At 69.1% G+C, this 26,947-nt stretch carries 24 protein-coding genes and 1 tRNA gene; 17 read left to right on the top strand and 8 right to left on the bottom strand.

All coding sequences use genetic code 11. From position 1 onward, the window contains the following. Positions 1-20 precede the first annotated feature (20 nt). Positions 21-644, top strand: coding sequence for a hypothetical protein (locus ACIBK9_RS48275; protein WP_358289060.1), 624 nt, complete (start codon positions 21-23; stop codon positions 642-644). Here the strand turns inward: ACIBK9_RS48275 and ACIBK9_RS48270 are convergent. Beyond that, on the bottom strand, positions 613-1,713 hold the full coding sequence (locus ACIBK9_RS48270) for an MFS transporter (RefSeq protein WP_397165925.1): 1,101 nt from the start codon (positions 1,711-1,713) through the stop codon (positions 613-615). The genes ACIBK9_RS48275 and ACIBK9_RS48270 overlap by 32 nt on opposite strands. Positions 1,714-1,790: 77 nt before the next feature. Here ACIBK9_RS48270 and ACIBK9_RS48265 point away from each other — a divergent pair, with 77 nt between their 5' ends. From ACIBK9_RS48265 to ACIBK9_RS48250, 4 genes are all read left to right on the top strand, one after another. Further along, positions 1,791-4,277 (top strand): ATP-binding protein, encoded by a 2,487-nt coding sequence (locus ACIBK9_RS48265; RefSeq protein WP_397165924.1) that lies wholly within the window; start codon positions 1,791-1,793, stop codon positions 4,275-4,277. 8 nt (positions 4,278-4,285) lie between these two features. Next, positions 4,286-5,257 (top strand): inositol-3-phosphate synthase, encoded by a 972-nt coding sequence (locus ACIBK9_RS48260; protein ID WP_397165922.1) that lies wholly within the window; start codon positions 4,286-4,288, stop codon positions 5,255-5,257. A gap of 37 nt (positions 5,258-5,294) precedes the next feature. Beyond that, on the top strand, positions 5,295-6,095 hold the full coding sequence (locus ACIBK9_RS48255) for an exodeoxyribonuclease III (protein WP_358287891.1): 801 nt from the start codon (positions 5,295-5,297) through the stop codon (positions 6,093-6,095). Between the two features lie 88 nt (positions 6,096-6,183). Further along, the gene (locus ACIBK9_RS48250; protein ID WP_357978197.1) at positions 6,184-6,420 is read left to right on the top strand and encodes a hypothetical protein; all 237 of its coding nucleotides are present in this window, start codon (positions 6,184-6,186) and stop codon (positions 6,418-6,420) included. Between the two features lie 24 nt (positions 6,421-6,444). Here the strand turns inward: ACIBK9_RS48250 and ACIBK9_RS48245 are convergent, their stop codons facing one another. Together ACIBK9_RS48245 and ACIBK9_RS48240 are read right to left on the bottom strand one after the other, a co-directional pair. Next, complete coding sequence (locus ACIBK9_RS48245) at positions 6,445-7,380, bottom strand: cobalamin biosynthesis protein (protein WP_397165921.1); 936 nt, start codon at positions 7,378-7,380, stop codon at positions 6,445-6,447. Next, positions 7,364-8,170, bottom strand: coding sequence for a phosphotransferase (locus tag ACIBK9_RS48240; protein ID WP_397165920.1), 807 nt, complete (start codon positions 8,168-8,170; stop codon positions 7,364-7,366). The genes ACIBK9_RS48245 and ACIBK9_RS48240 overlap by 17 nt, the downstream gene beginning before the upstream one ends. Positions 8,171-8,679: 509 nt before the next feature. Between ACIBK9_RS48240 and ACIBK9_RS48235 the strand changes: the two genes are divergently transcribed. Next, positions 8,680-9,414, top strand: a complete 735-nt coding sequence (locus ACIBK9_RS48235) for a ZIP family metal transporter (protein ID WP_397165918.1) — start codon at positions 8,680-8,682, stop codon at positions 9,412-9,414. A gap of 54 nt (positions 9,415-9,468) precedes the next feature. Then, positions 9,469-9,542, top strand: a tRNA-Arg gene (locus ACIBK9_RS48230). Positions 9,543-9,750: 208 nt separating this feature from the next. Here the strand turns inward: ACIBK9_RS48230 and ACIBK9_RS48225 are convergent. Then, a complete protein-coding gene (locus ACIBK9_RS48225) occupies positions 9,751-11,088 on the bottom strand; it encodes a tyrosine-type recombinase/integrase (RefSeq protein WP_397165916.1) in 1,338 nt (445 codons plus the stop codon). 1,740 nt (positions 11,089-12,828) lie between these two features. Here ACIBK9_RS48225 and ACIBK9_RS48220 point away from each other — a divergent pair. From ACIBK9_RS48220 to ACIBK9_RS48205, 4 genes are all read left to right on the top strand, one after another. Next, a complete protein-coding gene (locus ACIBK9_RS48220) occupies positions 12,829-13,152 on the top strand; it encodes a hypothetical protein (protein WP_397165915.1) in 324 nt (107 codons plus the stop codon). Between the two features lie 39 nt (positions 13,153-13,191). Then, the gene (locus tag ACIBK9_RS48215) at positions 13,192-13,821 is read left to right on the top strand and encodes a hypothetical protein (RefSeq protein ID WP_397165913.1); all 630 of its coding nucleotides are present in this window, start codon (positions 13,192-13,194) and stop codon (positions 13,819-13,821) included. Between the two features lie 958 nt (positions 13,822-14,779). Then, complete coding sequence (locus ACIBK9_RS48210) at positions 14,780-15,076, top strand: hypothetical protein (RefSeq protein WP_397165911.1); 297 nt, start codon at positions 14,780-14,782, stop codon at positions 15,074-15,076. Between the two features lie 818 nt (positions 15,077-15,894). Then, positions 15,895-16,974, top strand: coding sequence for a BTAD domain-containing putative transcriptional regulator (locus ACIBK9_RS48205; protein ID WP_397165909.1), 1,080 nt, complete (start codon positions 15,895-15,897; stop codon positions 16,972-16,974). A gap of 38 nt (positions 16,975-17,012) precedes the next feature. On the opposite strand, the gene ACIBK9_RS48200 is transcribed toward ACIBK9_RS48205, so the two are convergent. Next, positions 17,013-17,372: a helix-turn-helix domain-containing protein gene (locus tag ACIBK9_RS48200; RefSeq protein WP_397165907.1), complete on the bottom strand. Its 360-nt coding sequence runs from the start codon at positions 17,370-17,372 to the stop codon at positions 17,013-17,015. 1,312 nt (positions 17,373-18,684) lie between these two features. Here ACIBK9_RS48200 and ACIBK9_RS48195 point away from each other — a divergent pair. The 6 genes from ACIBK9_RS48195 (at position 18,685) to ACIBK9_RS48170 (ending at position 23,926) form a co-directional block, all read left to right on the top strand. Beyond that, positions 18,685-19,923, top strand: a complete 1,239-nt coding sequence (locus ACIBK9_RS48195) for a hypothetical protein (protein WP_397165906.1) — start codon at positions 18,685-18,687, stop codon at positions 19,921-19,923. Between the two features lie 246 nt (positions 19,924-20,169). Then, the gene (locus tag ACIBK9_RS48190) at positions 20,170-21,174 is read left to right on the top strand and encodes a DUF932 domain-containing protein (protein ID WP_397165905.1); all 1,005 of its coding nucleotides are present in this window, start codon (positions 20,170-20,172) and stop codon (positions 21,172-21,174) included. Positions 21,175-21,377: 203 nt separating this feature from the next. Then, a complete protein-coding gene (locus ACIBK9_RS48185) occupies positions 21,378-21,830 on the top strand; it encodes a hypothetical protein (protein WP_397165903.1) in 453 nt (150 codons plus the stop codon). A gap of 451 nt (positions 21,831-22,281) precedes the next feature. After that, positions 22,282-22,878 carry a hypothetical protein gene (locus tag ACIBK9_RS48180; RefSeq protein WP_397165902.1) on the top strand — a complete coding sequence of 199 codons (597 nt, stop codon included), beginning with the start codon at positions 22,282-22,284 and terminating at the stop codon, positions 22,876-22,878. A gap of 65 nt (positions 22,879-22,943) precedes the next feature. Further along, on the top strand, positions 22,944-23,492 hold the full coding sequence (locus ACIBK9_RS48175; RefSeq protein ID WP_397165900.1) for a hypothetical protein: 549 nt from the start codon (positions 22,944-22,946) through the stop codon (positions 23,490-23,492). Continuing rightward, positions 23,489-23,926, top strand: coding sequence for a hypothetical protein (locus ACIBK9_RS48170; protein WP_364084384.1), 438 nt, complete (start codon positions 23,489-23,491; stop codon positions 23,924-23,926). The genes ACIBK9_RS48175 and ACIBK9_RS48170 overlap by 4 nt, the downstream gene beginning before the upstream one ends. 84 nt (positions 23,927-24,010) lie before the next feature. Here ACIBK9_RS48170 and ACIBK9_RS48165 read toward each other — a convergent pair whose 3' ends face one another. From ACIBK9_RS48165 to ACIBK9_RS48155, 3 genes are all read right to left on the bottom strand, one after another. Then, positions 24,011-24,742, bottom strand: coding sequence for a hypothetical protein (locus tag ACIBK9_RS48165; RefSeq protein WP_397165898.1), 732 nt, complete (start codon positions 24,740-24,742; stop codon positions 24,011-24,013). Between the two features lie 210 nt (positions 24,743-24,952). Further along, entirely contained in the window at positions 24,953-25,924 is a 972-nt protein-coding gene (locus tag ACIBK9_RS48160) for a C40 family peptidase (RefSeq protein WP_397165897.1), read from the bottom strand. Continuing rightward, on the bottom strand, positions 25,921-26,877 hold the full coding sequence (locus tag ACIBK9_RS48155) for a replication-relaxation family protein (RefSeq protein WP_397165895.1): 957 nt from the start codon (positions 26,875-26,877) through the stop codon (positions 25,921-25,923). Before ACIBK9_RS48155 ends, ACIBK9_RS48160 begins: the two co-directional genes overlap by 4 nt. Positions 26,878-26,947: the final 70 nt, after the last annotated feature.

Below are 26,947 nucleotides of genomic sequence, written 5' to 3'. Positions count from 1 at the left end.
GTGCCTAGGCTAGCGATGTGCTGACTCTCGACGAGGCCGTCAAGGTGACCAGGACCGGCGATCTGTGGATCTTCCGCGGCAGGTCCGTGCCCGACCGGGCCATCCAGACCATGACCAACAGCCCGGTCAACCACGTGGGCATGGCGATCGTGATCGAGGACCTGCCGCCCATGATGTGGCACGCCGAGCTGGGCAAGTCGCTGCTCGACCTGTGGGCGGGCACCCACCAGCGCGGCGTCCAGCTGCACGACCTGCGCGACGCGGTCACCGTCTGGGCCGACCGTTACGGCCAGCGTCCCTGGCTGCGCCAGCTCGAACCGCAGGCCACCCCCGAGATGGAGGACGCCGCCCTGCGCGTGGTCGCCCGGCTCGACGGCACCCCGTTCCCGTCCACCGCCCGGCTGGCCGCCCGCTGGGCCAGGGGCCGGGTGCCGCGGCGGGCCAGGAAGGAGGCCACGCTGGAGAGCGCGTACTGCGCGGAGGTCGTGGCCGTCACCTACGAGGAGATGGGCCTGCTGCCCGGCGGCCGGCGTCCCAACTGGTACGACCCGGGCAGGTTCTGGAGCGGCGACGACCTGGAGCTGCTGGCCGGCCGCCGCCTCGGCCGCGAGATCACCGTGGGAGTGCCGCGTACGCGGGCCTGACCCTGGCCAGCGGGATCGTCACCACGACGAGCGCGGCCACCAGCATGAACCCCAGCCGGTAGCCGGTGTGCCCGAGCACCAGCCCGAACCCGGTCGCGCCCACGCCCATCCCGGCGTCGTAGGCCAGGTTCCACAGAGCGCTGACGCGGGCCGGCTCGCCGCGCTGGAGCATCACCGTCAGTGTCGCGTTCTGCAGCACCCCGAACCCCGCCCCGAACAGCGCCATCCCGGCCACGACCGCGACGGGAGCGGCCGTCCACGCCTGCAGCGCGGTGCCCGCGGCGGCGGCGAGCAGGCCCGGCACGAGCAGCCTGGCCGGTCCGTGGCGGTCGCCAAACCGGCCCGCCCACCAGCGGGCCGCCGGCGTGGCGAGCGACTGGGCTAGCAGGGCCGCCGAGGCCAGTCCCGGCGAGCCCGCCAGCGGCAGGAACGTCACCAGCACGCCGACGGAGAGCGTGACCGAGGCGAAGACCAGCATCGGCGCGGCCAGCCCGCCCGTCCGCCCGCCCGCGCCGGTCGTGACGGGCCGACCGGCGGGCAGGCCGGTCACCGCCACGAGCCCGGCCAGGGGCAGCAGCCCGGCGACCACGAGGACGGGCGCGAACCCGAGCACGTCGGCCGCCCACAGGCCCAGCGGCAGGCCGGCGACCGAGGGCACGCCGACGGCCAGGCCGTACAGGCCGAGCCCTTCGCCGCGGCGCTCGGCGGGCACCAGGTCGGCGGTGAGCGCGGTGCCGGCGACCACGAGCACGCCGAGGCCCGCGCCGCGCAGCAGGGACACGGCCAGCACCACGGGCAGCTCCGCCGACAGCGGCAGCAGCAGGGCGGGCAGGCCGAGCAGGACCAGGCCGAGCGCCATCGCCGCCCGGTAGCCGTGCCGCGACAGCAGCCAGGGGACGGCCAGCTCGGCGAGCACCGTGGACAGCATCATCGCGCCGGTGGCCAGGCCCGCGCCGGACGCGCCGGAGCCGCCGGTCGCCGCGTACAGGGGGACGGTGGAGAACAGCAGGAAGAAACCGAGCATCCCGGTCACCGAGGCGGCCATCATCAGGCTTAACGAACGCGTCATCACGCCTTCGACGATGACAAATCCCGTTCTGGGCGGGATCGGGCATGATGCGTAGCCGCCTCTTCATAATGAGGGGTGTGTTCGTGGGACGTGAGGCCGAACTGGGCCGGCTGGCCGCCGCGTGGGCCCGTACCCCGAGTGCGGTGCTGGTCGTGGGCGAGGCGGGGATCGGCAAGTCCAGGCTGGTCGCGCGGTTCGCCGGTGACGTGGACGCGCTGGTGGCCGAGGGCGGGGCCGATCCGGGCGGGCCGGCGTACGCGCCGTTCGTGCCCGTGCTGCGCCGCCTGGTCAGGGAGTACGGCGCCGGGCTCGTACCGGGCGGCGGGCGCAAGGGGCTGGCGTGCCTGCTGCCCGAGCTGGGGGAGCTGGACGACACGCCCGACCTGGGCCGGGCCCGGCTGTTCGAGGAGGTGCTGCTGCTGGTCGAGCGGGCCGCCGAGCGCCGTCCGCTGGTGATCGTGCTGGAGGATCTGCACTGGGCCGACCAGGCCGCCCGCGACCTGCTGGCGTACCTGCTGCGCAACCTGACGCGGCCGGGCGCGATGGTCGTCGCGACCTCGCGCGAGCCGCTGCGGCTGCCCGGCGCCGAGGTGGTCAGGGTGCCGCCGCTCGGCCGCGACGAGGTGGCCCGCCTGCTCGGCCGCGACGACGTCGACGCGATCGTGGCGCGCAGCGAGGGCAACCCGCTGTTCGCCGAGGCGCTGGCCGAGGCGGGCGACACGACTCCGGCCTCGCTGCGCGAGCTGCTGCTCGCCGGGGCCGAGAAGCTGCCGGGGCCCGGTCTCGACGTGCTGCGGATCGCCGCCGTGGCCGGGCGCAGGACGCCCCACGAGGTGCTGCGCCGGATCGCCGGGCTCGACGACCTCGCGCTCGACGAGGCGCTGCGGCCGGTCGTCCGGGCCCGGCTGCTGCTCGTGGACGGCGACGCCTACGTCTTCCGGCACGCGCTCATCCGCGAGGCCGTCTACGACGACCTGCTCCCCGGCGAACGCCGCCGCCTGCACGCCCGCTGCGCCCTCGCCCAGCCCGAGCTGGCCGCCGACCACTGGCACGCGGCCGGCGACGGGCCGCGCGCCTTCGAGGCCGCCTGGCGGGCCCGCAGATGGGATCTGGTGCTGGAGCTGTGGGCGCACGCGGACGGCCAGGACCACGCCCAGGTGCTGGAGGACGCCGCCAGGGACGCCCTGCGCGCCGGCGACGCACACCGCGCCGACGACCTGGCCGGCCGGGCGCTCGCCGAGGTCGCCGACCCGCTGCGCGCGGCCCACCTGCTGGAGCTGCGCGTCGCCATCCGCGACCTGCACGGCGAGGAGGGCCTGGACGACCTGCGCGAGGCCGTCCGGCTGGCCCCCCGCGAGTCCCGGCTGCTCGGCGCCCTGGCCTGCACGCTGGCCTGGCACGGCCAGGACGACGAGGCCCGCGCCCGCGCCGAGGAGGCGTACGCGCTGGGCGACGCCAGGTCCCTGGTCACCCTGGCCGCGCTCGCCGCGCTCGACGACGACCTCGCCACCGCCTCCGCCCTGTACGCCCGCGCCCGGATCAGCGCGCCCGACGACGACACGCTGCTCGTCTCCTACGCCGGCGAGGCCGACGCGCTGGAGGCCGCCGGCGAGCACGCCAGGGCCGAGGCGGTCGCGCGGCGCGGCATCGCCGAGGCCGCCCGGCTGGGCCTGGCCCGCTCGCGCGGCGCCCACCTGGCCGCCAACCTGGCCGAGCCGCTCGCCTCGCTGGGCCGCTGGACGGAGGCCCGCGAGGTCGCCGCCCCCGCGCTCGCGCTCGACCCGCCGCCGATCTACCGCGCCTGGATCCTGCTCGTGCTCGGCACGGTCGCGGTGCAGGAGGGCTCGCTGTCGGCGGCCGGCGCGCTGCTCGCGCAGGCCAGGCCGCTCATGCGCGGGCGTTCCCGCGGCTACGACTCCTGCCTGGAGCCCGACCTGCTGGAATGCCGCCTGGCCGAGGCCGGGGGAGACCTGGACCGGGCGCGCCGGCTGGTCGACCACGTGCTGGCGGAGCACGACCTGAGCCGCAGCCGCCGCTACGCCTGGCCGCTGCTGGCCCTCGCGGCCCGCATCGGACGGGTGCGCGCCGCGCCCCCGGGCCTGCCCACCGTCGGACGGCTGCAGGAGGCGTACCGGGCCACGTTCGAGGCCGAGCTCGGCGGCTCGTGGGCGGACGCGGTCGCCGCCTGGCGGTCGGTGGGGCAGCCGTACGGGCTGGGGCGGGCGCTGGTCGGCGCGGCCGAGCGGGACCCGGCGCGGGCCCGCGAGCCGCTGCGCGAGGCCCTGGCCATCGCCGCCGCGCTCGGCGCGGAGCCGTTGCGGCGGCAGGCGGAGGCGGCGGCGGCCACCGCCCGGGTGACGCTGTCGGCGACGCCGGGGCTGTCGGCCCGCGAGCTGGAGGTGCTCGGCCTGGTCGCCGAGGGCCTGAGCAACCGGCAGATCGCCGAGCGGCTGTTCATCTCGGCCAGGACCTCCGGCGTGCACGTGTCGAACATCATGGCCAAGCTGGGCGCCGCCTCCCGCGTGGAGGCCGCCGCCCTCGCCCGCCGGACCGGCCTGATATGAACTCCGGCATGACCACCGTGAACGTCGCCCTCATCGGCGTGGGCAACTGCGTGTCGTCCCTCGTGCAGGGCGTCGAGTACTACCGCGACGGCCAGGCGCCCGGCCTGCTCAACCCCGTGTGCGCCGGATACGCCGTCTCCGACGTGCGGTTCACCGCCGCCTTCGACGTCGGCCGGGCCAAGCTCGGCCTGGACCTGTCGCAGGCGATCTGGGCGCGGCCGAACAACTCCCGCCGCTTCGCCGACGTGCCGCACCTGGACGTGCCGGTGCGCGAGGGCATCCTGGCCGACGGCGTGGGCGAGGGCTCGGCCGGGCTGGTCGAGCCGAGCGGCGCCGCGACCGTCGCCGACGTGGCCGCGCACCTGCGCGAGACCGGCTCCCAGGTCGTGGTGAACTTCCTGCCCACCGGCGCCCAGCGCGCCGCCGAGCGGTACGCCGAGGCCGCGATCGAGGCCGGCTGCGCGTTCGTCAACTGCATGCCCGCCGTGCTCGCCCGCTCCGAACGCTGGCGCGACCGCTTCGCCGCGGCCGGGCTGCCGCTGCTCGGCGACGACCTCAAGAGCTCCTTCGGCGCCACGCTCGTGCACCGGGCGCTGGTCGACGCCCTCACCGCGAGCGGGGTGCGGCTGCGCGACGGCCACCAGCTCCTGGCCGGGGGCAACATGGACTTCGTCAACCTCCAGGACCCGGCCAGGATGGCCGGCAAGCGGGCCACCAAGGCGTCCGGCGCCGGCACCTCCACCCACGTCGGCGCCCAGTACCTGCCCTTCCTCGACGACCGCAAGATCGCCTTCATCCGGCTGGAGGGCGAGGGGTTCGGCGGCTCCCCGCTGGAGGTCGAGCTGCGCATGGTGGTGGAGGACTCGCCGAGCGCGGCGGGGAACGTCCTCGACGCCGTGCGCCAGGCCAAGGCCGCGCTCGACGCGGGCGCGGGCGGCTTCCTGCGGGACGTCTCGGCCACCCTCATGAAGGCGGTCTGACCACGGACGACGGGACCGGCCGTGGCAGGCTAGGAGGATGCGCCTGGCGACCTGGAACGTGAACTCGGTCAAGGCACGGCTGCCGCGCCTGCTCGACTGGCTGGCCGCGACCGAGCCCGACATCGTCTGCCTGCAGGAGACGAAGTGTCCCGCGGAGTCGTTCCCCGTGGCGGAGGTGGGCGAGCTCGGCTACGCCGCCGCCGCCCACGGCGACGGCCGGTGGAACGGCGTCGCCGTGTTGTCGCGGGTCGGGCTGGAGGAGGTGACGCCGAGCTTCCCCGGCGAACCGGGCTTCGCCGAGCTCGACGGGGTGGGCGCCGCCCGTCCCGAGGCCCGCGCGCTCGGCGCGACCTGCGGCGGCCTGCGGGTCTGGTCCCTGTACGCGCCGAACGGCCGCGCGGTCGACTCGCCGCACTACGCCTACAAGCTGGAGTGGTTCGCCGCGCTGCGGGACGCGCTGGCCGAGGAGGCCGGCTCGCCGCTGGTGGCCTGCGGCGACTACAACGTGGCGCCGACCGACGCCGACGTCTGGGATCCCGCGCTGTTCGCCGGCTCCACGCACGTCACCCCCGCCGAACGCCGCGCGCTCGCCGAACTGCTCGACCTCGGCCTGCGCGACGTGGTGCCGACGCCGATGAAGGGGCCGCACCCGTACACGTACTGGGACTACCGGGCCGGGATGTTCCACCAGAACAAGGGCATGCGGATCGACCTGGTCTACGCCAGCGCCGACGTCGCGGAACGGGTGCGGGGGGCGTACGTCGACCGCGAGGCGCGCAAGGGGAAAGGCCCCTCGGATCACGCTCCCATCGTGGTGGATCTCGACCCGATAAATTAATCAACAAACAGCTGCCAGACGAGTATCGTGAGTAACCAAATGTGCGGGGGCACGCTTCTTCTTCAAGACCGAAAAAGGGGGCCGTGTCGTGGAACCTGCCGATGGTCGTGTCATCCTGTTCGTCCTCATCGGGCTGGCCCTGTTCGCGCTCGGACGCCGCTTCCAGAACATGATCATGCTCAGGCAGGTCTGGAAGCAGACGCAGCGGCAGGTGACCGTGCGACGGGAGACCGCGCACCACGCGGTGAAGGGTCTGGTCGCCGTCACCGCCGTCGCCGCATTCGTCATCTGGCTGGCGATCAATCTCAATCGGATAATGAGTTAACCGCCATTTAGCTGATTACCGCGATTATCCGGAATGGCGGCGGCGCAGGCCCCATGCGGTGAGCACGGCCAGCCCCGCCGCCGCCAGTCCGACCGCGCGGGTGAGCCGGGCGGCGCGCCGGATGTCCTTGACGTCGGGCTTGGGGCCGTCGCCCATCGTGGGGCGGTGTTCGGTCCTGCCGCCGTACACGTTCGTGCCGCCGAGGGTGACGCCGAGCGCGCCGGCGAAGGCGGCCTCGCACCTGCCCGCGTTCGGGCTGGGGTGGCGGTGGCCGTCCCGTCGCAGCATCCGCAGCGCTCTGACGGGGTCGTCGGCCAGCGCCGCCGTCAGCAGTCCCGTCACGCGTGCCGGTACGTAGTTCGCCACGTCGTCGAGCCGGGCCGCGGCCCAGCCGAACCGTTCGTAGCGGGGGGAGTGGTGGCCGATCATGGCGTCCAGCGTGTTGACCGCCCGGTAGGCCAGCAGCCCCGGCACGCCCGCCACCGCGCCCCAGAACAGGGGGGCGACCACGGCGTCGGAGGTGTTCTCCGCCAGCGACTCCACCGTCGCCCTGGCCAGCTCGGGCGCCTCCAGCCCCGCGGGATCGCGGCCGCACAGGTGGGGGAGCCTGGCCCGGGCCCGCCGGAGATCGTCCTGCTCCAGGGCCTCGGCCATGTGCACGCCTTCGCGGGCGAGTGTCGCGCCGCCGAGCACGGCCCACGTGGCGAACGCCGTCACCGCCGTGCGGACGGCCCGGTCGCCGCTCCTCTGGGCCAGCACGCCCAGGGCGGCCGCGCCCCCGACGCAGATCCCGACATGGACCACTCCATGCCACCTCGTGTCGCCGTACGACGACTCCTCCAGCTTCGCCGCCGCCCGTCCGAACAGGGCGACGGGGTGGGCCGAGCTGCGCGGATCACCGAGAACCTGGTCGAGTGCGACACCGAGCGCGAGACCTAGCGGGTCATACCAAATGGGCATGAAGCTCATCTTCGTGCACATCCAGCCACGCTGCCGCCCGGCGGATGCGTTCCCCGGCGCCGCCCGTCCACATCTTGGCCCAGTTCCCACCCGCCCGGGCGCGGGTGCGCATGACGTCGTAGGAGCGGTGGAAGCGGAGCCTGGACAGTTCCAGCAGCCGCCGGCGTTCGCGGGGCGCGAGGCCGTAGGCGTCGCAGAACAGGCGGATCCTGGCTCCGACGTCGGCGTCGCGCTGGAGGGGGTGGCGGTCGACCGGGTCGGCGATCGGGGCCCAGTGGCGGAGGGTGGTGACGATGTCGAACAGCCGGGTGGTGGGCCGGGCGAGGTCGAAGTCGATCAGCGCGACGGGGGTGGCCGCGGCGGTGTCGGTGTCGATGTCGTGACGGAAGATCACGTTGTCCGGCGTCAGGTCGCAATGTCCGATGACCTCCGGCGCGCGGTCGTCGTTCGACCCGCCTTCCCATCCGCCGGCGTCGAGCGGGAACCCGGCGGTCGCGTCGTGGAACTCCCTGACCAGTCGCGCCAGGTCGACCAGGAACGCGTCCGTCGAAACGGCCCGGCACAACCCGCTCCGCCCAGGGACGTACGTGAGGATCTCGCGCCCTAAACCGTCCGTTCCCAGGACCCGCGGCGCACCCCCGAACCCGGCTGCCTCAAGGTGTCTGAGCAGGGCGTGCACGGCGGGCGTGGCCGGACCGACCGGCCTGCGCACCGTGTCACCGACGCGCACCACCCCGTCTGTCACGTCCCCGCCCTGCAGGGGAATCTCATGCAGGAGCGTCGCGACCATGCCACAACAGCTTAGCCCCATTTGCCCCACGGCCGCCTGCCCTTTACCCCGCCCCCTCCCTCCCCGTTCTGCTCCTCTTCCTCCTGCTTCCGGCAGGCCCTTCTCCTGGCTACGGGCCGCCCTGCCCCGCCGTACCGGTCTCCTCGCCTTCGCCCTCGTCCCGACCCCCCACCCGACACCCTGGCGGCCGAGAGACGCTGTGCCGCGCGGAATCCCGAACCTGTCCCCGAACCCGTGCCCTTACGCGAGTCTGTGTTGTTTCGCGAGCCTGTCCCTGAACCTGTGCCCTTACGCGAGCCTGTGCTGCGTGGCGAGCCTGTCCCCGAACCCGAGCCCTTTCCCGGACCCGAGCCCGAGCCCTCCCCGAGCCCGAGCCCTTCCCGAACCCGAGCCCTTCCCGAACCTGGACGGTGTCGCGAGCCTGTCCTCGAAGCCGCCGAGCCCCTCGAATTCCGCGGCCGAGTGTCGTACCGCTCCCGCTCCCCAGCCACCCCCTAGCCTGAGGAACCGTGCCCATCCTGCTCTCCTTGGCGGCCTTCCTCATGACGCTGCTGGGCGGGCTGGTCGCCGACCGCGTCAAGAACAACCGCCACCTCGTGCTCGGCGCCGCCGCGGGCGTGATGCTCGGCGTGGTGGCCTTCGACCTCCTCCCCGAAGCCCTCACCCGGGACGCCGTCGAAGTGCTCGGCGTCCCGCTCCCGATGCTCATGTTCGCCCTGGCGTTCCTCGGCATCCACATCGTCGAACGCTCCATGGGCATGCACGACGCGCACGAAGGCGACTACGCCGCCCACCGCCACGCCCGAGCCGGCGTAGGCGTCACGGCCGGATCCGCCCTGGTCGTCCACAGCCTCCTGGACGGCGCCGCCATCGGAGCCTCCTACCAGACGGACGCCTCGCTCGCCGTCGCCGTGGCCATCGGCGTCATCGCCCACGACTTCACCGACGGCTTCAACACGTACACAATCACGTCGCTGTACGGAAACGCCCGCCGCCGCGCCCTCACCCTCCTGGCCCTCGACGCCCTCGCCCCTGTGATCGGTGCCACCCTGACCTTCCTCATCGCCATCCCGGCCCATGTCCTGACCGCCTACCTGGGCCTTTTCGCCGGATTCCTCCTCTATCTGGCCATCTCCGACATCCTCCCGGAGGCCCACACAACCAGACGCGCCACCGGCTGGACCCTGGCCGCCACGGTCACGGGAACCCTGTTCATGTGGCTGGTGATCGCCCTGTCGGCCTGACACGACCAGAACGTGTGCGTGACAAGTCGCCGGATCATGCACAATAAGGCAGGAGCGCCCTTAGCTCAGCTGGATAGAGCACCGGACTTCTAATCCGACGGTCGCAGGTTCGAATCCTGCAGGGCGCGCTTTGATCATGGCCTGACCTGCGGCTATGCGGGATCGGATGCGTTCTAGAATTTTCGTCTAGCGTTTGCGTGCTCCGTACGTGCTCGGTTGCACCAACCCTGCACACACCATGATCATCCGCCATCCCCGAGTCTGTGCGGCAAGAGCAGCGGCCCCGCCTCGCCGCGAGCAGGCGGCGAACGCGGGGCCGGATGCTTAATCCGACTGTCAGCTCCTCAACGAGACGACTCTCCCCGCCTCTGTCTGGTCTTCCTTGCCGAACAGCAGCGCGGCGGTCTTCTCGGCCGCCGCGGTGGCCACCTGCGGATAGACGGAGGTGTAGGTGTCAGCGGTGAACGCGCTGGAGGTGTGGCCCAGCGTTTCCTGGACAACTTTCATCTCCACCCCGGCCGCCAGCATCAGCGAGGCCGCACCATGCCGCAGGTCATGCAGCCGGATGGGTGGCAGGTCGGCCAGGTAGGCCAGCCACAGGAACTGGTCGGAGACGTGCTGGGGGTGCAGGCGGGTGCCGTCGGGCTGGGTGAACACGAACCCGGTGTCGATCCATGCCTCGCCCATGGCCAGGCGTTCCTGCAGTTGCTGCTGCCGGTGGGCGCGCAGCACGTGGGCGGTGTCGGTGTCCAGGGCGATGGTGCGGACTGAGGCGTCGGTCTTCGGTGTGCCCTCGTGGACCTGCCACGCCAGCTGCACCAGCTGCCAGTTCACCGTCAGGCGGTGGCCGTTGAGATCGACCTCCTTCCACCGCAGCCCGCATGCCTCGCCCCGCCGTAGCCCGCGCAACGCGACCAGCTGATACAAGGCGAACAGCCGGTGCTGTCGTGCTTCTTCGAGGAACAGGCGGGTCTGGGCGGGTGTCCAGACCATGACGGGGGAGGGGCGCGGCGCGCTGGTGTAGGCGTCGATGGGATCGACCCGCCGTCCGCCCCGGCGCTGCTTCTCCGCCCGGCGGTAGGCGGAGAAGTTCTCCTGCCAGGTGTGGACCCGGTCTTCGGTCCACACCAGTGGCTTGGGCCGGACGTGGGCGGGCATCTCCAGCACGGCGGCGGGGTTGAAATCGATCAGCCGGTCCTGCCGCATGGCCATGTTGAGCGCGTGGCGGAGGGTCGCGCGGATGCGGTGCATGGTGGCGATGCTGATCGGCCGCCGGAACTTGACGCTCTCACGTATCTGCGGGTCAGCATTGGTACGGCGTTCGGCGATGGTGTTGTTGAACTCCTCGATCTGCTCGAACATCAACGCGATGTCGCTGACCTTGAGCTGATCCAGCCGCAGCCGCCCCAGATACGGGGTGAGGTAGAGGCGGATGTGGCTTTCGTAGGAGCGGCGGGTGGTCTCCTCGATTCTGCGCTTGCGGTGGAGGAACTCGGTCAGCCACTGCTCGACGGTGATCTCCTGGGTCAGGTGCTGCCCGGTCTTGATCTTGCGGCGGACCGTCTCCAGCGTCGGGAGGGTGTGGGTCTCGGCCAGCGTGCGTTTGATCAGGTCGGCGATCTGGGTGCGAGTGGCGGGCTCGTGCGGATCGGCCAGCGCCAGCAGGTCACGCACCTGACCGAGTTCAGCTTCGGCGGCGTCTTGCGAGGCGAAGCCGCCGCGGCGCAGCGGCCCGCGCCGCTTACCGTCCGCTGTTGGCGGGAGTTCGATCTGGTAGTTCCAGACGCCGTGCCGGTAGCTCCACCCACCACCAGGACGGCGCAGCTTGGGGCATTTCTGCCCAAGCGCCTTACTGTTCCCGTCTCGGCACGAGCAGCGTTTGAAAGTGCGTCCCTCAGCCATCGTGTGTCGTGTCTCCTTCTCTTCGGGTGCTGCTGGATCGAGCCGACGGTCGTGGCGAGCTGGATTCGGTGGGCGGCGTTCGCACGGTGCCGCTGCGTGACCGCAGGCCGGATCCAGGCGGTGTCCCCCTAGCGAGCTCTGGCCCCCGGGTGGCCCGGTAGGCCACGGTCGGCGCTGGCTGGATGGGCTGCGGCAAACCCGGTCATGGCCGTGTGGCGTAGCCCGGGGGTTGCTGGTGCCATCCGGCCCGGCATGATGCGGTGGGGAGGATCACGCGAGCACGCCCGTGATGATCGCACCACCGCGTTCAGGACCGTGTCGGACGGGCGTATCGACGCCCACCTGGGTGGCCATGGTCAAGCCGAATCCGACGGTCACCGCCGGCCCCAGGACGCTGCCAGCCTCCGCCTTGCCGCGTGGCCATCGAGCTGTGCATCACCTCTCGCCTGCGCCCTAGAGCAGATCCTGCTCCGGGGGGCATGCGCGCTCGTCTGCATAGGGAGATAGGGCAGCCGTGTACCGAGTGCCGGCATGGGATGGCCGATCGGCCGGTGCTGATGAGTGTCATTGGGCACCAGTCGGGCGCCGCCGGAGTGCTGAACGGCGTGGACGAGGGCGGCTTCGTTACATGGCGGGGTGACGTGGTTCGGTTGTGTTGCCCTGCGGTGAGGTGGTGTCATGCTGGTGCGGCCCGATCAGCCGGGCCACCTGATCCCTGTCACCTCTCCAAATACCTGTGGTCGGCTCCGAACTCGGACAGCAGGCGAAGCAAAGGTCCGGCCATGGTTACCGGACAAGGCGTGCGTATCAGGGGGCGCTCATGCGCCTTGATTAGTGGCAAGGCGCTGGCCGGGTGGCCAACGGTCTTGTTGGCATGCCGGGGTGCCTACGGGAACGCGCGGGCAAGCTGGCGCCTGCGGATTAAAGGTCAAGAGCTGCGATGGACAGCGAGGTGGCGTCCGCCGTATGGCGGATGTGCAGCTCGACAGTGGCAAGACATTCAGCTGTTCGGGGGATGCGACGTCCGTTCCACGTCGTGCACGGCCAGCCAGGTCGTGGATCTCGGAGCTCCTGTGGCTCATGGCAGTTGATCTTAGCGAGACGGGGACCGCGCAGGACGGAGAGCTTGGCGGCGGCGCGGCGTGGGTTGGGCCGTGGAGGCGACACGGAGGTGGCTCATAGAGCATCGCGTTCGGTGAGGCTATGCCTGGGCCGTGGCGGCAGTGCTTGATGTGAGGAACTTGAGTCATGGTCGCCAGTCCATCTGTCCGCTCGCAATCTGCAGGTGTGCGGCCAACGAGGCGCAGACACGATCGTCCTGTCATGTGAATGTAGTCGGCTCCACGACGGGCTTTCAGCTCTTGGTCTGCCGACTCGATCTCCTCAAGGCGTGCGCCGCGTTTAGTCGCTGCGTTCCGGGTATGCATGATAACTCTTCGTGACATCATGAGCTGCGTGCTCGCAGGAAGGGGAACGATGTCACGGTGGGCGAGGGTAGTGCCGGGAGTGTTGGTGGGCGGGTTGTTGGTGACGGGGCCGGTGTGGGCGTCCGCACGCCCGTGGACCGATGGGTATGGGCGGCTTGGGACCGTTGAGATCAGTGCCGATCGAAAGCGCGTGATGCTGTGTGATGCGCTCGACGACGAGGACAAGGTGGCCGTGGAGTACAAGACCACGATCGGCCGGACGATCCTGCTGCAGGCAGGGCCCAAGTCGGGGTGTGTCGACGATTCGGTGTTCTTCGGCTCCATCAAGCGAGCCAAGTTCTGTTACGGCCCGGACGTCGATCCCGATGGTGGCACATGGCGCTGGTGCAACCCGGCACGCAACATCTAGGAACTCCCAGGACGACCGCGTATGACTGAAGGAGCGGGTGTGCTGACCGGGGTTGCTTCCCGTGGCTTACCGCAGCAGGCGCGTCAACGCAGGCCGGCCCTCGCCGCCCTCGCTGTGCTGCTCGTGCTTGGTGGCGCCCTGGCCACGACCCTCCTGGTGATGCGCGCCGACGAACGCATCTCCGTGATCCGTGTCACCAAGAAGATCGGTGCCGGCCAGCGTTTCGACCGCGGAGCGCTGCAGGAGGCACGCATCGCCGATGGGGGAGTCACCTACTGGTCGTGGGCCCAGCGCGACCAGGTGGCCGCCACCGTCGCCACCGTCACCGTGCTGCCCGGCACGCTACTCACCCGGCCGATGGCCGCGGCGAACGGGACCGGAGCGATCAGCGGGAAATCCGTCAGGATGGGGCTGGCGCTCAAGCCTGGCCAAGCGCCCTACGACCTGCAGCGCGGTGAACGGGTCCAGCTCATCCACGTCCCCGCGCGCAAGCCCGACTCCGAACCGCCCACGCTTCTCGCGGAGGAGGCTGTGGTGGAGAGCGTGAGCTACACGTCCGGATCGGCCAGTCAGGCAACGGTCGTCGTGGACAGTGCCGTTGCGCCTGTGGTCGCGGCCCACGCCCTCAACGGGGAGATCTCCATCGCTGTCGTGCGCACACAACCTTGACATCGCGCTGAACGCGCAGCATCAATCCAAGAATTGATGGCATGCCATGTTGCGCAGACGAAAATCTCGTTCGTGGGAGGGGAACAACTCGTCGCACTTCATCCCGATCAATGATGGGATTCCAGCGTGCTCAGAGCTGCCGGATGAGGCTGGGCGGGGACGGCTCGGCGCTCGTTTTGCTCGATGGCTCGACTGTGGCGCGTGACGGCCAATCGCGGATCCGTCCGGCGTTTGTGGGCGGACGGCCGGGAGGCGGTCACGCGCCACATCGACGTGTGCTCGATTCCTGGGTGCGATGACGGCCTTGGCGTTGCCGGTGATGCCATCTCGTTTTCCGGTCGTTTCGTTTGGAGTACCGGTGGTGCCCCTGGATGAGGTGGCCGACTTCCTCTTGTGGTGGGGAGATGTGACGATCCTCGTGTTGTTGGCGCCTTGCGGAATCTCCGTGGCTGCTTGTGAGGAAGTCTGCTGGTTCCCTGACGTGGCTGTCCCGGCTCCGCTGACGGCCATGGCGATGGCTGCGGCGGTACTGGCCCCACCTGCGAGCAACAGAGCCATGGCGCGGATCCGCCCGCGTCGTCGCTCACTCATTCCGGGCATAGCCTGCTCCCGATTCTCCTGATCGCTAAGGTGTCGCAGCCTAATTGCGGGACGGTGCCCGTCGGACAGGCTTTGATCTTCCCTGAAAGATTCGTGGCACTGAGATATGAGGCGGCGGCCTGCATCTACGTGCCATCCGCGCGACGCAGCAGCTTGTCGCTTGGCCCATGAAGATGCTGATCAATACAGGGGTCCACTAGATCTACGCGAAAGAGGAGACGTGATGCGATCCGCTCGCGCAGCCTCGGTGCGCGCGAACCGGGCTGTTACCCAGCGGCTATAGCTAACCGTGGTTATCATATGACTCTCTGTTTACCGTATGGCTGCAAGGGGCAGTCAGAGCACAGGGAGGCTTCACATGGGATTGTTCGCTGCCAGGTTCTTTGCCCTCGCCGCAGTAGGGATGTTGGTTACGGCTGCCCTTCCCGCTGCACCGGTACGTGCTGCGGCTGGAGCGCTGATCATCAACGGTGAGGTGTACTACAAACCTCATGGCTGTTACCCCATCCGAGATCTGCCGGCGTACGTTCTCAACGAGACCGACGGGGTCGCCTTTATCCATGAGGGCCCAAGCTGTGACGTCGACATCAACGCCGTACTACTCTCCGGTCGGCTGGAAATCGCCAGAACGGGCAAGAGTGTCTTCATCGGCTGACCCGATTCTTGGCGGGCGGGGAATACGCCTTATGTGGTCGTATCTGCCGTGTCCGCAAGTGGCTCTTGGGTCAAGCTTTGGCGATTGGAATCGTGTTTCCCAGATCAATTCCGCTGAAGGGGCTGGTAAATCTGAAGTGACGTGATCGGCTCCTGTGGAGGTGCCTGCTGATTCGGGATGATCCTCACGCAAGGGGAAAATGGCTGGGGTTCTGGCTGGCGGCCCGTTCCCTCGCCCTGGCCGCAGCTGCGCTCGGTGCAGTATTGGGCGGACCATCCTTGGCGCATGCACTGGGCACGGATTACTGCCCGCCAGTATCTGAGGAAGCGTACAAAATGTTCGATATCGAAAAGTGGTGCGCTTCCGTCAACGATGAGTTTGAAAGCGGTCACTACCCGGACTTGTTGGGGCTTTTGAAGGAGGCGCGGCGTCAGCCGGCCTCCGTGGCACCTCCAGAACGCGACATAGCAGAAAGGCCACGGGCCAGGCCGCAACCATCACCCAGCAGGACGGTAACCCCGGACGCTCCACATCCGATCAGAACGCAGCGACCAGCAGCCGAGCCGGCACTGAACGCTCGCGGTCATCATTCGGCCGACGTAGAGGTGTCGCCTGGGCGGGTCGTGCGACCACATCCGATGAGTTCCCTGAACGCCCAGAAGGCACGACACAAGCACTCGCACGCGCCCCGTGGGCGCCGGCATGCTCATCCAAGGCCCAAGCCTTCTGCTTCCGGCGTGCCGGCTCCTGCTCCGGCCAGTACGCGTGTTGCACCCATGCCCGCCCTGCCTTCCCGATCTGCTCAAGGCAGCGAGCCGGTGAATACCGCCTCGACCGACTCCTGGCCGGTCTTGGGCGGGGCTGCCGCATTCGCCTTGTTGGTGATGCTGCTGACCGGGCTTCTGGTCCATTGGGCCCGAAGGAGGGGCAGGCCGAACGTCCCGCTGATCGCGGTCCCTGGAGTAGACATACGGCGCGAGGACGGCCTCGTCCCTGGGCGCGAACTCATTACTGCAACTGTCGGTGCCGCCACGGTCAGTACGGGTACTCAGGAAGAGGCCAGTGCACAGGAACTGCCCTCCCGGCGCGAAACGGCGGCGGCAGCCTCGCTGATCTCGGAGCCCGCATCGGGGGCAATAGGACCTCCGACAGTCGCGGGCTCGGCAGCCCTGGCCCAGGTGTACGTACTTGGACCGGCGCGCGTGATGGTGGCTGGACGGGAGGTGTCGTTCGGCCGTGCGGAAGGCCGCGCGTTGTTCGCCCTACTCGCGACGATCAAGGATGGCGCATCGTCGGAGTCGGTGGTCGAGCGGTTGTGGCCAGGGGACGAAGAGCGAGGCGCCCGCCGCCTGGACACAGCGGTGCGCGACATCAATGCGACGATGCGGCAGGCGACGGGACTTGCAGCCCATGTGAAGTTTGTGGTGAAGACAGGACAGAGGCGCCGGCTGCCTGCGGCGTACTTCGACGTGGACTGGTGGCAGTTCGAGGAGGCGTACGTTCAAGCCAATTCCGCGTCCGGCGAGCACGCTCGCCGGGAGGCGTTGCGACGGATGCTGGACCTGTACCAGGGACCCCTCCTGGCGGATCGTGATGACACCTGGTGCATTTCTCCACGCCAGGCTGCTGCGACACAGGCAGTTCGAGGAGCTCTGCGACTGGTCGACCTCGAACGACCGGAGAACCCGGACCGTGCGCTGGATGTGCTGACGTTGGCGGTTGACCGCATCGATCCCTACAACGAGGTGTTGTGGCGCCAGATCCTCACGATTCAGGGGGATCTCGGTAGATTGTCCGCCTTCGAGGTGACTTTCCAGCAGCTGACGGAACGGCTGGCGGAAATCGACGCGCGACCGAGTGCACAAGCCCGGCAGATCTACCAGCGCTTCATCGGGTGATTGACAGCTCCCAGTCATGGTGGCCAAGACTCTGTCGGTCACGCATTGGGGTGTGGCCAAACCTCGGCCGTGAGCAGATGGGCGGGGTGAGTGCCGTAGATGCGGGCCAGTAGGCGCAGGGTGGCAACCGATGGGCGTCGGCCTGCCTGCGGGCAGTTCTCATAGTCATGCAGGCGGGACTCGCGCAGTCCGGCGCCGTTGGTGCCTGCGAGGCGGTGGAAGGCGTCGATCGTCTGCGCCGCGGTGAGCCCGACGGTGTACCGGTAGAGGCGCAATGGGGTGGCACGGTGGTCCAGGCCGTGGATGACGGCGATCTGGTCAGTGGTGAAGCTGTGCTGGCGTAGATATCGGCCGCGGCGGCGGCAATCGAGCAGTGTCTGATATCCGGTGCCTGACATGGGCTCAGGTCTCTTTGTGGTTCAGCGCGGGATCCGCGCGGGGCCCGTTGCCGGGTTCCGGCGGACGGTCGGCGGCTCTGATGAGGAGCTCCAGTCTCCGCATGGGGTGATTGCCGGGGCGTTCGCATGGTTGTCGGTGACGTTGCGGCGGGTACTACCGCAGGTCGTCGAAGTCTCAGGTCGACGGCCTGATCACGGTGGTGGGTGCGGACTTGACACCTGGAGTGCAGGTGGGCGTAGATACCGGTCCAATGGTCGGTCCATAGGCGCGGTGTAGTGGGGCTGGGTGGACGGGCTGGGGTGGGTTCGCCTCGTGTAGGGGACGAGGCGAACCAACGCCGCCGTCTTTGGTTCAGACCGGTTCAGGCCGTCAGCTGATACGCGAATGGGGGCAGATTTCCGCACTGGAAATTGGGGTAGCGTTCGCCTGCGCGATTAAGACCGCTAGGCCTTGGAGAATTCATTCTTGCAGGTCAAGCCGTTTTCGGCTGCGGCGGTGGACGGCCCGACTCGTCTAAAGACGACTCCTGGGAATATGTGTGCATGCGCCTCGTGGCTGGCCATGCTGCTCGCGCCCTGCTCTGCCGCTTCTGGTGTATCTCTCCATCACTTCTCTTCATCAGCAACTTGTAGTCGGCCTCGCGGAAGGCCGGCCGCTGCGGTGACCTCGCCGTGAGCGGCGAGCAGCTCCTGCGCCTGAGGGGGGCCACCCGGGGTCCGGTCGTCCGCCTCGACTCAGTACGGCGGTACTGCCCTGGACTGACGGCCGTGAATGTGTACGGGCCCATGTACCGCCCGTGGGGCACGTACTCGGGCCGTTGGGTTGTCCTGCTGAGGGTATGCGGTGGCGGGGTGTCGGCGTTTCTCAGACGTACCCGTGGTGTCTGTAGTGGGGGATGGCGATGTGAGCGGCGATCGGCTTGGCAACATCAGTGGGTGTCGGAGGTGGCGGCCTCGGCGGGTAGCAGGGGGAAGGATCCCTTTTCGTTTCCTGACGTGTTGACGCGCGCGTTTGCTGGCGACGTTTTCCACCTAGTTCCATTGACGCTCGATACTGCGTCGATGTCAACCGAATGTGCAATCGGCTCGCAGATTATTTCAAGCCCAATTTGGACACAACGGGGTGCTGTTTGCCGCTGTCCGGTGAAATGCGTGAAGAGGCGGGTGGGTCATTGATGTCAAGTCGATCCGGCCGCCTTCTCGAAAGCTGTCTCGGCAGGTCAGTCATTATTTCATTAGGTTAGCCTCTCCAGCCGTTGGGGTGACGGAATTTATTGGCCGGTCGACTTGCTGCCTGGGTGATGTGCGAGGGATGGTCGTGATGCAAACAAAAACACCGGCCGCACCGGGCCGGGAATGCGACCGGAAAGGGCATCGCGCAATGGCTATTCACATCCCGGAAACGACTGTCACCGAATATGTTTCCGATGACACGGAAACCGCCATCACTGCCCACACCGACGCTGCGCCCCTGACGGCCCCTGAACGGGCCGACGCTGACGCCCCGAACGCCGTCCCCGCGCCGGATACCGATGTGCGCGTAGCGGCGGTGTGGGCGGCGCTGAGCGCCGAGTCGGGCGGGTCGGCCACGATGATCGGGGCGGCGGCCGGTCTGAGCCGGATGGCGGCGGGCAAGATCCTCAACGAGTTCGAGGCCGATGGTCGCGCCCGCCGTGAGCCGGGCGTGAGCGACGGCACCACGCGCGGCCGGGCGGCGGACCGGTGGTTTCCGATCACCACCGACACCGAGCTGACCGGCACCGCCGACACGTCCGCCCCGGCCCCGGCCCCGGAGACGCCGGATGCAACGCCTGAGGCAGCCCCCGCTCTGGATGCGGACACTCCGGAGGCTGACACGGTGCCCGCATCCGAGGAGGAGGCGCTCCCGGCCGCCATCGATTCGAATGATGCCGCCCCGGCGGAAGACCCGGCCGATGGCGAGGAGAACCTGATCGCCGACGGCGCAGCCGATCAGGGGTCCGACGGGACGAACGGCGAACTCGACTCGATCCCCGACATGGACGCATCCCAGCCAGTGTCCGAGCCGGGGGTGGACGATCCGATGTGGGCACTCGTGAAAGCTGAGCTCACCGAGATCGGAAGCCTCATCGGCGGGGTGATTCTGGCGAACGATGAGGGTAACGCCGTGATGGCGTTGGGGTGCCTGGAAATGGCGATGACGAAGGTCGCCTCGGTTCACCGTAACGCGCGGGCGGTGCTGACGGGCACCGCCGTCACGCCGACCCGCGCGGTGTCGGCCACCCGGCCGGGTAGCGCCAGTGGCGCGGGTACGGGGAGTGGGGTGCGGCCGGGGGCATTGCGTGATCGGGTGCACGCCCACCTGATCGAGTTCCCGGACAAGGACTTCACCCCCTACGAGATCGGAAGGGTTCTGAACGCCTCCTCCGGCGCGGTGGCCAACGCCCTGGACCGCCTCGTGAACCTCGGGGATGCGGTGCTGACCTGTGAACGGCCCCGACGGTTCGCCCTCGCCCCCACGGCCCGGCCCGCCGTCAACACCGACGAGGGGGCCGACACCTACGGCGACTGAGCCGGGCGTGAGGGCGGGCCGCCCCCACTGGCCCGCCCGCCTCGGTCCCATGGCCCCGACCCAGGGCTCTCCGAGCCCACCACAACGCCGCCGCATGCCCGGCACAACCCCGGCCCGTGCCGGGCGGTAACACCGCCTGGCCCCCTGATCACCGGCGCACCAGCCCCCAGTAGGGCGGAACCCCACCCCACCCATGGCCCATTCGGTCATCACTTCTGTTTCGCATGCTCAAAGAGAGGAGCTGTCATGGCTCACGAGATCGAGATCTTCGCCAACGGTTCGGCCGGGTTCGCCGCCGCCGGGAAGCCCGGCTGGCACGGGCTCGGCTACACCGCGCCCGGCCCGATGACCGCCGAGGAACTCCTGTCCAACGCCCAGCTGGCCGGGTGGAACGTGCGTAAGGTGCCGGTCGGTCAGGTCACCGATCCGGTCACCGGCCAGCCGGTCGTCACCGATGAGGACTTCCTCGTGGTGCGTACCAACCCGGTCACCGGCCAACCTGAGCGCCTCGGCCGTGTCGGCAGGGACTATCAGGTCCTGCAGAACGAGGACGTGACCGGCTTCCTGCAGACGCTGGTGGACGAGTCCGGGGCGATCTTCGATACGGGCGGCTCGCTGAACGGCGGACGCCGGGTGTTCGTCACCATGCGCCTGCCCGAGCCCCTCATGGTCGGCGGATTCGATCAGATCGACCTGTACCTCGCCGCGTTCTCCCGGCATGACGGATGGGGTTCGTTCGTCACGGTCGCCACCCCGGTTCGGGTGGTGTGCGCGAACACCGAACGAGCCGCGCTCGCCAACCACGCCTCGAAGTTCACTGTCCGGCACACCGGCAACGTTGCCGGGCGCATCTCCGAGGCGCGCGACGCGCTGAAACTGACCTGGAAGCACGGGGAAGCCTTCGCGGCCGAGGCCGAGAAGTTGCTCGCGGTCCCGATGGGTGTGAAGGAGTTCCGTCAGTTCGCCAACCGGCTCCACCCGCTTCCCTCGGACGCGAAGGACCTGGCCAAGCGCAATCACGACCTAACGATGCGGGAGCTCGAGTACCTGTTCGCGCAGGCCCCGACTCAGGAACCGATCCGGAACACGCGATGGGCCGCGTACAACGCGGTGACCGAGCGGCTGGACCACAGGAGCCCGGTATTCGGCAACCGCGACGTGGCGGCGGTGCGGGCCGAGCGGGCCCTGCTGGATGACCACGACAACGCCAAGATCAAGGCGCGCGCCTTCCGGCTCCTGGTTTCCGCGTAGCCCACAACGTCGCTGTCCGGTCCGGCTCCGACGTGGGCCGTACCGGACCCACACGGACTAACCCGACAACCGATCACAGAGGGCCGCCCGCTCCATCATCACGGGACGCGGCAGGCGACGAGTGGCCGGTTGGGGCCGGGGCACCCCGACCGGCCGGTACCCCGCCCCACGTACGTCATCCACCACTACTGAAGGAGATCGTCATGGGACGACTCGAAGACCTGGTCAGCCACTACGCCACCGCCGCCCGCTGGGAACTCAGCGAGGCCCTCAGCCGCATCGTCTCCCTCGATGATGAAGGCACGTTGGGTGACAAGGACCTGGGCCGCATCGCTTACGCCTACCAGCGGCTGTCGTGGTGGCAGCAGGTCACCGACCTCACGCACGGCTGCGAGGAGACGCTCGACGGCGGGACCGCGCTGTTGACCGTGCGGCAACAGGCACGTGAGTCGCTGATCAACGCCCGCCCTGTGAACAACGGCGGCTTGTTCGCCCAGGCGATGGCCGAGTCCCGCAGAGGCGGCGCGCGTGCCTTTCTGGACGCGACCGAGAAGCTCGCCGAGGCGGTTGCCCTCCCCATCGATCACGGCGTTCGTCCGGCCGACACCGATATCCCCGGGATCGAGCGGTCCTCGGTCGAGGGCGACCGTTCGTGACGCCGTGGGAGAGCGGTTCCCGGATCGAGCGGACAGGCTGGGAAGGGGCCCACGGGATCGCGAGGTCCCAGGCCGCTACCAAGCAGTCTGCCCGTCTCGCTGGGCACGGTGGGCACGGTGGGCGGTGTTGGCCTCCCTCAACCCCGACTCGAACGGACCAGAAGCACGAGGCCGAGGTGGTTGCGCAGGCGGCGCGGACGACCAGGATTTCACGGGCGCGGGTTCGCGCAGAGCCGGGTGGCCGTTGATCGCGCTTCCATGCCCGCGCGGCGTCTCTCGTCATCGACGGGCGCGTGTGCCGTATCCGACGCGGCGCTTTCCAGCCGCCCACCGTCTACTTGCCCGGCCTGCGCCTCTTTGGCGCGCGCCTGGCGAACCCGAGCCGCTGGTCCGGCGGCCACTCCATGAGCCCCCACCCCTCACCGATCACCCGACGAAAGGAAGACACGCGATGGATCATCACCGCCAGTCCGGCCCTCTGCCCCCGATTGGGGAAGCGGACAGTAGTACCCCCGCCTGGCACATCGGCGCGAACCAAGCCGGGCATGAGCGGCACCCGTTCGATCGGCTGATCGGCGAGAAGATCATCGCTGCCCGCCACGCCTTCTACACGGCGGCAGCAAAGGCGATCTTCACCTTGCAGAACGGGCGACGGCTTTCCAGCGAGAAGTTGTTCGCCGCTGCTTACGCCCAGGCATCGCGAGCCTGGTGGGATCTGGTGGATGAGGAGATCACCGGCAAGAAGCTGGCCTCCGATCACGCGCTGCGGCGGGTGCGCTCCTGGGCCCGCCACTACCTCACCGGAGAACCTCCGGCCGCCCTGCCAGGCACATTGTTCGATCACGCCCTCGCCCACGCCTCACGCATCGCCGCCCGCGACTTCCTCACGGCCAGCGGCCAGCTCCTGATCCAGCACCTCGCCGAGTCCGGTGATGGAGCCGATGTTCCGGCTTCAGGTATGCCCGTGGACAACCACCACCCCGCAAGCACGCCCCCGAACCCGGTAGTACTCCCGGCGGTTCCCTCAGCGACGGCGGACGCGCTGTGAATCTGCAACCAGCCGTGTCAGCGCGTCCCGGCGCTGGCGTCATCACCCGACGAAGGGACAATCCCATGTGGAACCCACAGCACCCCGATGCCCCGATCCCCGCATCCGACACCGGTACCGCCGCCACTTCCGGCCCCGATCCGAGTGAAGCGCCGTCGGTGGAGGTGGTCATCGAGCAGGCCCGCCAGATACGGCAGCACAACGCCGACACCATCGGACGGCGGCTCAGCCAGGGCCAGCGGCTGAGTGCTGAGGTGCTCTACGACATCCTGCACGCGCAAACGCTCGCCGGTTGGTGGCTGCTCGTCGACCGGCAGATCCAGCACGCCCGAGGCGGCCGGGGCCTGACCCCGGCTCATGCAACGGTCAGGTTCGTCACCTGGGTCAGTCCCTACCTGGACGACGACACCACCACCCCTGACACCGCTGGAACGGTGCGTGCCCTCGGGCTGCACTGCGAACACGAACTCGCCCTGGCCCACTTCGACCGGGCCTTGGCCCTCATCCGGCAGGACGCGGCTCGAACCTTCCTGGCGCAAGTCAAGACACTCGTGCCGGCCTCCTCCTCAGAGCAGGCTCCCAGCAGCTCGCCCGGGCCGGAGGCGAAGGCATGAGCAACAGCGCCGCCACCGGCGAACCGATCCCAACCGTGCCTGAGGCCTCCTCGACGCACCCGCCCGCATCCGGCTGTGAGGGCAGCTCGCGGATGGAATCGTTCCAGATGATGGCCTGGCGATGGGACATCACCACAGCCAAGAAGCTCACCCGGAACCGCGCAGCTGAGGGCCGGATCGAACCCAAGGAGTGGGCAGGCATGCTCCGGTTGGTCGCCATCAACCGCGAGCACGCCGCTCAGGTGGACCTGTCCGTGCCGTTGATCATGGCCACAGTCCCGAACGGCGGGATGCTGATCATCGACGGCTGGCACCGCTTGTACAAGGCTCTGACCACCGAAGTGTCCGAGTTGTACGCCGTGGTGCTCACGGCCGAGGAGGAGCTCGCCTGCAGGATGCACGGCGGGGAGAAGGGACAGGGCTGCATCGCGTAGTGCCTGACCCGGTGGCGTAGGAGGTATGCCCCGCCCAGCACATCCGTAGTGCGCTGGGCGGGGCATACCTCCTGCACCACCGGCTCACATCGGCCTGGTGGAGTCCGCTTCAACAACTCGAGGATGCTTCCCTGCTTTGATTAGCTCGAACCGCTCCAGTAGCGCTTGAGGCGTTGGGTTTTGCAGGAGATACGGGTTGGGCCCATACCCGAAAACGCTCACGTAGGGTTCGGGCTTCTCCGGCACAGGCTTGGTCATTTCGACGAGGGGTCCGCCGCCGTCCGGGGCGTTGGGGTTGCGAGGATGGAGGGTGTGGCCGATGAGGCGGAGCACTGATTCGATGGGGAGCAGGTAGTCGAGAAGACTGGTTTCGTCATCGTCGGTCAAGGTGGGGTCGTGAGGCCGGTTGCGGTTGTGCAGGTCGACTTGCCCGGCGTTGGCCAGGTGGTCGTAGAGGCGGCCTTCCAGCCAACCGGCTTCGCTGCTGTTGAGCGTCTCGTCCTCGTTGGATTCGTAGCGTATGAGCAGGGCCCGATACCAGTGGTTCCGGCCTTTGAGCTGCTGGAGGACTCGCTGGCGTAGTCCAGGGGTGGTGGCCTTGCCGACGTAGGCTCCCCATCGGCCCTCGGTGTCTGGGCGGTCGAGGAGGATATAGGCGCCGGGGACGTTCCAGCCCCGTTCAAGGCGGTTGGCGTGGTCTCGGTCGAGCAGAAGCATGCCAGCGACCTTGTGCTTGGCTCGGATCTTGATCGGGTTGTTGAGGTCGTAGGAGAGGCTGACGATGAGCGGGGACGGGGCGAGCCGGACTGCGCACATGGAGGTGTCTCCTTCACCTGGTCCTGCTGGAGACCTTCCCGGACAGTATCGGTCACATCGCTATCTGTGACTATGTGTTTAGGGAAGAAACGAGCAGCTCACGCTGCCCGGCAGGGGCACGCCCGGCCAGGCAGCATGTCAAGGCAGGGCGGGGGCGGTGAAGGGCAACCATGGCCGCGTTAGGGCTGTACGTGGTGGTGGGTCATGCAGTCAGCGTGGGTCGGGTTGGCCAGTGACAGGGTGGGCGGCCGGGCGGGTGAACCCGATCAGGTCCCCGCGCTGGTAGGTGCCGATTTGGACGACGGTGTGCTGGTGGGGTGCGTGGATCATCTGGCCGTTGCCGAGGACGATGCCAACGTGTCCGGGGCCGTCTGCTTCCATCCGGAAGAAGGCGAGATCGCCGGGCTGTTCCTGGCCGAGCGGGATGGCCGGGCCGTGCCGCCACTGGTCGGCGGCAACACGGGGGATCGAGATCCCGGCGGCTTGAAAGGCGCGCATGGTCAGGCCGCTGCAGTCGAAGGATGCAGGTCCCTCGGCTCCCCACAAGTACGGCTTGCCGAGCTGGGCGTGGGCGTAGGCGAGTACAGCGGCGATCTGCTCGCCAGGGATGAGCGGGACGCAAGTCCCGGCCAGGGCGTCGACGGTGCGCTGGGCGAGCGGCTCCCACTGGGCATAGGCGTCAGGGCGGGCAGAGCGCTGAACGGCTTGGGCGGCTCTGGTGAGCGGCATCTGCTCCCAGCGGGGCACTTCGACCAGGCGGTCGTAGAAGATGCCAGTGGCGTAGCGGGGAGTGAGGATCTGCTCGGGTGTTCCCCAGCCTTGCGACGGGCGTTGCTGAAACAGGCCGAGGCTGTCGAGATGGCCGTAGCGCAGGTTACGGAGTTGGGATTCCTGCAAGGCGGTGGCGACCGCGATGACGGCTGCTCGTACGGGCAGACCCCGCTCCATCGCGGTCTGGACGATGAGCGAGGCGTTGGCCCGCTGATCGGCGTCCAGGTCGAGAGCCGTAGGCGCCGGAGCTGAGGCCGCGACCGGGCTGCTCTCCGGCCTGCTCGTCGTCGCGGGTATGGTCGCGCAGACGACGCCGGGCGTCCCGGAGGTGCTCAGGAGGCTGGTGGCGGCTGCGATGAGGGCCAAGACGACGAGCAGCAGGAGGGCGGCGCCGGCCGCGGCGGCCTTCACCTCGGTTCGTCTCCGACGCGGACGGCAGGCACGGTGGCGAGTTCAGGGTGCGGCTGGTCCATGCCGGACGGGTCGTGGATCCGGCCGAGGGGTAGGTGTGGCCAAGCGCCCGCAAGGTCGGCGAGCCGCATCCGGGACGGATGCGCATCGGCTCCGAGGGGGAGCCAGATCGGCCCGGCGGGGCCGTCCCCGTCGCTGGTGTGGACGGCGGTGGCTAGCGGAATGCCCGATTCGGTGAGGAGTTTGCGCAGGTTTGCTTCGCGAGCGGCGCTGGGCAGCCAGAACAGCACAGGGGTGTTGATGCCGGTGGCGTCGGCGAGGTTGCGGTAGTCGTGCAGCTTGTCGGCGACACGCTTGAGGGTTTCGGTGCCGGTGTCGTGTTCGAGGAAGAAGTTGATCTCGTTACTGTTCTCCCGCCACTGGCCCCAGGCGTCGGGACGGGCCAGGTCGCCCCAGAGCTTGGCGCATTGCTGCTCAGACCACCAAGCCCTTACCTCGGCTGTGGCTTCGGGCTCTGCCGAGGCATGGCGGGCCTGGTGGTGGAGGTGGGAGAAGAAGTCGTTGACGCCGACCTGGTGGTTCAGGCGGGACGAGACGGCGATGGGAATGTCAGGGTTGTAGCCGAGTTCCTTGACGCTGATACCCCAGCGTTCGGCCAGAACGGCGGCTCCGGCCTTGCCGAGTACCCAGTGGATGGGGGCTGAGCCTGCGCCGTATCCGGCCCAGGGCCGGAAGCGGGTGACGGCGTTGAGCAGGTGCAGGGTGTTCATGCGCTTGCGCGTGGACTGGGGGATGCCGAAGAAGATGCGCTGGATCTGGTGAGTGGTCAGGACGCGGTGCCGGTGCAGGTAGGTGAGGATGTCGTGGTCGCGGGGGGTCAGCCGCGCCGACAGGGCGGGCAATGTGGCGCGGTCGAGGCGGGGCTGTCCGGCCGGGATCGGGAGCATGTTCATGGGCGTCTCCTTGCGGGTTGATCGGATGGTGGACTGGCTGGAGCAGACGCACGGCTGTTGCGGCACGCCG

Source organism: Nonomuraea sp. NPDC050227 (assembly GCF_044459705.1).
Classification (GTDB): domain Bacteria; phylum Actinomycetota; class Actinomycetes; order Streptosporangiales; family Streptosporangiaceae; genus Nonomuraea.
Note: the sequence above shows the minus strand (reverse complement) of the source record. Positions and strands in the feature narration are given on the sequence as shown.

Coding starts and splice junctions, on each gene's coding strand:
- ACIBK9_RS48270 (WP_397165925.1), bottom strand. CDS start 1,713: ATGACGCGTTCGTTAAGCCTGATGATGGCCGCCTCGGTGACCGGGATG.
- ACIBK9_RS48260 (WP_397165922.1), top strand. CDS start 4,286: ATGACCACCGTGAACGTCGCCCTCATCGGCGTGGGCAACTGCGTGTCG.
- ACIBK9_RS48255 (WP_358287891.1), top strand. CDS start 5,295: ATGCGCCTGGCGACCTGGAACGTGAACTCGGTCAAGGCACGGCTGCCG.
- ACIBK9_RS48245 (WP_397165921.1), bottom strand. CDS start 7,380: ATGCCCATTTGGTATGACCCGCTAGGTCTCGCGCTCGGTGTCGCACTC.
- ACIBK9_RS48240 (WP_397165920.1), bottom strand. CDS start 8,170: ATGGTCGCGACGCTCCTGCATGAGATTCCCCTGCAGGGCGGGGACGTG.
- ACIBK9_RS48210 (WP_397165911.1), top strand. CDS start 14,780: ATGGGATTGTTCGCTGCCAGGTTCTTTGCCCTCGCCGCAGTAGGGATG.
- ACIBK9_RS48200 (WP_397165907.1), bottom strand. CDS start 17,372: ATGTCAGGCACCGGATATCAGACACTGCTCGATTGCCGCCGCCGCGGC.
- ACIBK9_RS48195 (WP_397165906.1), top strand. CDS start 18,685: ATGGTCGTGATGCAAACAAAAACACCGGCCGCACCGGGCCGGGAATGC.
- ACIBK9_RS48190 (WP_397165905.1), top strand. CDS start 20,170: ATGGCTCACGAGATCGAGATCTTCGCCAACGGTTCGGCCGGGTTCGCC.
- ACIBK9_RS48185 (WP_397165903.1), top strand. CDS start 21,378: ATGGGACGACTCGAAGACCTGGTCAGCCACTACGCCACCGCCGCCCGC.
- ACIBK9_RS48180 (WP_397165902.1), top strand. CDS start 22,282: ATGGATCATCACCGCCAGTCCGGCCCTCTGCCCCCGATTGGGGAAGCG.
- ACIBK9_RS48175 (WP_397165900.1), top strand. CDS start 22,944: ATGTGGAACCCACAGCACCCCGATGCCCCGATCCCCGCATCCGACACC.
- ACIBK9_RS48170 (WP_364084384.1), top strand. CDS start 23,489: ATGAGCAACAGCGCCGCCACCGGCGAACCGATCCCAACCGTGCCTGAG.
- ACIBK9_RS48165 (WP_397165898.1), bottom strand. CDS start 24,742: ATGTGCGCAGTCCGGCTCGCCCCGTCCCCGCTCATCGTCAGCCTCTCC.
- ACIBK9_RS48155 (WP_397165895.1), bottom strand. CDS start 26,877: ATGAACATGCTCCCGATCCCGGCCGGACAGCCCCGCCTCGACCGCGCC.